5 protein-coding genes are annotated in these 5049 nt (G+C 57.4%); 2 read left to right on the forward strand and 3 right to left on the reverse strand.

From position 1 onward, the window contains the following. The first annotated feature begins 151 nt into the window (after nt 1-151). The gene (gene glnA, locus VM163_03360) at nt 152-1594 is read left to right on the forward strand and encodes a type I glutamate--ammonia ligase (protein HUT02908.1); all 1443 of its coding nucleotides are present in this window, start codon (nt 152-154) and stop codon (nt 1592-1594) included. A gap of 240 nt (nt 1595-1834) precedes the next feature. Here glnA and VM163_03365 read toward each other — a convergent pair whose 3' ends face one another. The 3 genes from VM163_03365 to VM163_03375 are packed head-to-tail and all read right to left on the reverse strand — an operon-like array spanning nt 1835 to nt 4017. Continuing rightward, nucleotides 1835-2293, reverse strand: coding sequence for a DUF86 domain-containing protein (locus tag VM163_03365; protein HUT02909.1), 459 nt, complete (start codon nt 2291-2293; stop codon nt 1835-1837). 19 nt (nt 2294-2312) lie between these two features. Then, a complete protein-coding gene (locus VM163_03370) occupies nt 2313-2702 on the reverse strand; it encodes a hypothetical protein (protein ID HUT02910.1) in 390 nt (129 codons plus the stop codon). Between the two features lie 52 nt (nt 2703-2754). Beyond that, entirely contained in the window at nt 2755-4017 is a 1263-nt protein-coding gene (locus VM163_03375; protein HUT02911.1) for a hypothetical protein, read from the reverse strand. Between the two features lie 453 nt (nt 4018-4470). Here VM163_03375 and VM163_03380 point away from each other — a divergent pair. Further along, nucleotides 4471-5049, forward strand: a 579-nt coding sequence (locus VM163_03380; protein ID HUT02912.1) for an aldehyde dehydrogenase family protein, incomplete at its 3' end; no start/stop codon positions are given.

Genomic DNA, 5049 nt, shown 5'->3' on the forward strand with positions numbered 1-5049 from the left:
TTCGCGGGAATATATTGCCCCGCTGCCGCCTGTAGAAAACGTTTATCGGGATTCTGTGGCAGCCAGAAGTCCCCGGTTTCGGTTGATGAGAGGCAGGCTTGAGATGAACAACAGTATAGACGTGGCACGTTCTTGCAGCGAGGAGAGATAAATGCTTATTGCAGAGATTCAGACAATCGATGATCTTATTTCGAAGCTGTTGGCTGACTTTCGCTCGTGCGATTTGAAGCACTGCGATCTGGTGGGCAGGTGGCGCCACGTTACGGTGCCAGTTAGCGAGCGAGGCGTTGAGCTTTTGAGAAAGGGTGTTGGCTTTGATGGGTCAAGCGTCGCGGGCTTTGCCAGGCTGGAACGCGGGGACATGCTGCTCCGTCCAGACCCGAGCACTGCGTTCGTCGATCCCTTCTGCGAGGAGCCAACGCTGAGCGTTATCTGCGACTGTCTTCTCTGCGACACTCATCAGCCATTTCAGCGTGATCCTCGGCACATTGCGAGCAAAGCGGAGAGCTATCTTGAGAGTTTCGGTGTAGCTGACGAGAGCTTCTGGCTGCCGGAGCTTGAGTTCAACCTTGTCTCGGCTGTGTCGTTCTATGACGAGTGCTACGGCTCCGGTTACAGCATCCGCTCGATGGAGTCCCGAAGGGCACTCTCGTCCATGAACGAGGAGGGTGGTGAGATGGGGCTTGGCCCCAAGGACGGCTATCATGCCTTGCCGCCTCAGGACCAGCTGCTCGATGTTCGGATGCGCATGGTTCGCGCGATCGAGGATGCTGGGATAGGCGTCAAATACCACCACCACGAGGTTGGGGCAGACGGCCAGCTCGAGATAGAGCTATTCTTCGACAAGTTGCAGCGGACTGCGGACACCATTCTGCTGAGCAAATACATCATACGTAACGTCGCCCAAAGGGCCGGCCTGGTTGCAGTGTTTCTCCCCAAGCCGTTCTTTGGCGAGGCTGGCAACGGTATGCACTTCCATCAGTATCTCACAAAACAGAAAAAACCTGTGTTCTACAAGAAGGGCAATTACGCAAACCTCAGCGACCAGGCCCTACACTATTTGGGCGGCATTCTCAAACACGGCCGGTCGCTTCTGGCCCTCACAAGTCCTAGCACCAACTCCTACAAGAGGCTGGTTCCTGGTTACGAGGCGCCGACGAATCTGTTCTTCTCGTCCGGCAACCGCTCCGCCGCGATCAGGATACCGCTCTACGCTGATACGCCGGAGACGAAGTGCATGGAGTTCAGGCCGGGCGATGCGACGGCAAACCCATACCTTGCGATGGCGGCAATGCTAATGGCGGGTCTGGACGGCATCAAGCAAAAGACAGACCCGGTCAAGGAGGGCTTTGGCCCGTTTGATGCGAACATCACTGAGATGTCAGCCGAGGTGCTTGCGAAGATAATGCCCGTGCCCAAGAACCTGGAAGAGGCGCTCGAGGCGCTGAAGGCCGATCAATCGTATCTTTTGGAGGGCGGTGTGTTTTCGAAGGATACGCTGGACGCCTGGCTCGACGCCAAGTATGAGAACGACGTCAAGGCAGTCGCGCGCAGGACGCATCCATACGAGGTCGCGCTATACTTCGACCTTTAGACTTGGTTGGCTGTCCAATAAGTCGGGTCCGAGGTTGTGTAGGGGCGGGGCTTGTCTCCGCCCATCTATATATTCGGGCAGACACAAGGCCTGCCCCTACATGTGGCATACCCCGCTGCGTCATCCCCGTAGAAACCGACTTATTGGACAGCCTCTTGGTTGGCGGGCGGTTGAGCGAGGCCCATGTCTTGTCTTGAATAAAGATGCCCCGATTAGATGGCCTTCCGGGCTCTATTCAGGCTAGCGATTCTGGTCGTGGTCCTCATGTTTAACGCGTTCCAGGCCGGGCGGGCGAAGCCAGTTGAGAACGTGCTTCTCGAAGGCCACTATGTTGGCCAGATCATGCCTGATCGTGTTGAAGATGGACAGGGCGTCCAGCTCAGGGTCGAGATTGACCAGCTGGTTGCGGATTGACAAGACGTCCTTCAACCTCTCGGCCAGATCTTCCGGAATCACTTTCTGAGACGCAAGTGTATCGAAGATGTCGTGATAGCTCTGCGGTTTGGAGAAACCGTGCGTGGTGATGATGTGAATCCCCAGATTGATGCAGGCACCGATTGATCTCTGGAGCAGGAAACACCCCGCGTTGAAGCTCAACTCGTCCTCGATGAATCTGTCGAGACCCGTCTCAGAAAGTCTAAGCAGAAGTGAGTTGTTCTTGTCGATCTGTCCAAAATAGTAGTCAATTCTGTCTTGCATTCCTCCAGCTCCGCTTGGATCAGCCGTTCCCACTAACTTGCCTCATAAGCTCTTCTGCCATCTGGAAATCAAGGTATTCCATCATCGCCCGGTCCTCGAACCACACTCGCTCTGCCGAAGAAGAAGCGTATATGCCATCCGAGTGCTGTAACACATTGTATTTGAGAGCCGCTGAGGCATCGTTCAACACCATAACATCAAGGTCATGCATCCTCATCACCGACGAAAGAGCAGAAACGATCTGCGACCTGAGCTTCGGATAACGCCCCCGGGGGATGTCCCGACTCGCAACTATCCCGAGCACCGGCCGCCCAACCATATTATCATCATCATGAACTGTATTCAACATATCTTTCGACATGAAATACCCCGCCACAACCTCTGAGGCGCGTCCGAGCACGCTGCTCACAACCTTAACTTTCTCGTCTCCGTCCGCCCTGCGACAACATTCTGATGTTTGCTTAATCAAACTCAAGGAAGTCTTCATCCCTGCGCTTCACGACGACCTCGATGCGCTCCTCAGCCTCAGGCGGCTCTAGCTCTCCACTCTTCACCTCCACGGCGGCCGGCTCGCCCTCCCACCTCTGCTCGAGCAGCTCTTCGCGAACCATGCGCCGCAAAAGCTCACGCGGCACACCGCTCGTCCCACCGATCCCAAGTGTATCGAGCTTCACCCAAAGTCTCAGCAACCGATCGCCAAACATGTATCTCGAGCCCAGCTTTTCAAGCAGAAGCGAACGCAAGAGGCAGCTTAAATAGTCGCATGCCGCCGGCACGCTCCGCCCAATCCGCAACGCAACCTCGGACGCGGTCATCCCCGAATCAAACGACATCACTCTCAAGATGTGCCTCAGCACCGTATCGCCGCGAACACTCGAGATCGCATCTCTCATCCGCGACCTCACGATGAGCGAAAGCGCCGACACCGGGTCGGGCAGCGACTCGGCCATCGCGTCAACGAGCTGCTCCTCATGGAGCGGCACGCGTTTGGCTACCAAAAGGCTGCAAAACGCGATCAAGTGCGAGAGCCGACCGTCGCACAGCGAACAGAGCGCACCAGACGCTTCTTCAGAAGGCACATCGCCAAGGATGTGTGAGGCGATTGTCGAGACCTCATCTGCTGAGAGCCTCGGCATAACTTTGGTGTCGGTGCTCTCCCGGTGAAGAAAGGCCCCCGCGGTCTCGAACACAGCGGCAGGGCCGAGCCCATATTGAAGGGCGACGAGCTGTATCGTTGGGAATTTTCTAAGCGCCTCGCCCAGTGCCTGGAATGGGTCACCCACCCCCTTGTAGCTCTTTAGCGCTCTCAAAGAGCACACATCTTTGAGCAGAAGGACAGGGCGCCGCCGTTCCTCGGACGACTTCGCGACAAACCCGTCAAGGACTTCGCTCAATTCTGCGCGAAGCCGCGGGCGCGCTTGTCTGGCCCTCTCAGCGGACGGAGGTGTCAGCCACGCTGGCGCCTCATCTGCGCTGGCTTGTTCCCCGCCAAATGCCTCATCAACTGCGTGGGCAATCCCGCTCAATAGCAGAGTGGGCGAGAGCGCCGCCCGGCCAAAATCGACGAACACACCAGCAACTGGCATCTCGGGCGTCCTGCTGCGCAGCCCTCGCCACAGAAGCTCTAAAGCGCCGAAATCGTCCGAAACAAAGAGCAGGTTGGACTCGCCGTCGCCCATAGCTTTCACAATAGCCCCGAAAGAGCCAACCTGGTCCAACAGCATATCGTACCCTCGCCTATCGATCCCCATGCCAGCATGATACGGGCTGCCTCGCGCTTGTGCAAGTAGCACACGCCCCGAAAGAATCAGATTGACGCAGGTGTGCGGGGACCCTTTGGGACTGCGGCGGCTCGACCCCGCTTTGGCTGGCCAGTAGGCGACGCGCTTAGTGACGAACGCGCGGCAGAGACTTGGTGTTCCTTCGTGTTTTTCGTGGGCCGGTTGTTCGGTTGGAGGGTGCGCCATTTCAATCTGTGAAATCTGCGTAATCTGTGGACACTTTCCTATGTGGGCAAAAAAGCCAAGCCGCCGCACTCCACACAGACCCTCGTCGAGCCCGAGGCCATCTCAATGTGATTGTCCTATGTTCAATCAAGTGTTTGGGGGGCTCGCTACTTGAAAAGCCGGACGCTTTGCGGGAAACTTGTTTGCAACTTCAATCAAGGAGGGTGAGCGGTGAGTATTGACGAAGAGCAGATTGCGAGGCTTGTCAGAGAGACGCTGGCCGAGCTAGGCCAGGGCCGGACCGCAAGGGCTGTGCCGGAGCACTCCGCACCCCTGGTGCCCGCATCGGGGCCGGCGTTTGCCTCGGTGGACGAGGCGGTCGCTGCGGCCACAAAGTCGCAGCTGGTACTGGTAACGCTTCCCCTGGAGACGCGGAAGGAGATCGTTGCCTCCATACGAGCGGTCTGCACCGATCACGTGCAGGAGCTTTCCGAGCTCGCGGTCAGCGAAACGGGCATGGGGAACGTCCCGGACAAGGTTCAGAAAAACCTGCTTGCGATAAAAAAGACGCCCGGCGTTGAGGACATCGAGACAAGGGCGTTCTCGGGCGATCGCGGCCTTACTATCGAGGAGCTCGCCCCGTTCGGCGTCATCTGCGCGATCACGCCATCGACCAACCCCTCCGAGACAGTGATCAACAACGGGATCAGCATGATAGCGGCAGGCAATTCCGTCGTCTTCAACGCCCATCCCGGAGCCAAACGTGTCAGCGCCAGGGCGGTAGAACTGATGAACGAGGCGATCGTGTCG

The organism is bacterium (genome assembly GCA_035527515.1).
Classification (GTDB): domain Bacteria; phylum B130-G9; class B130-G9; order B130-G9; family B130-G9; genus B130-G9.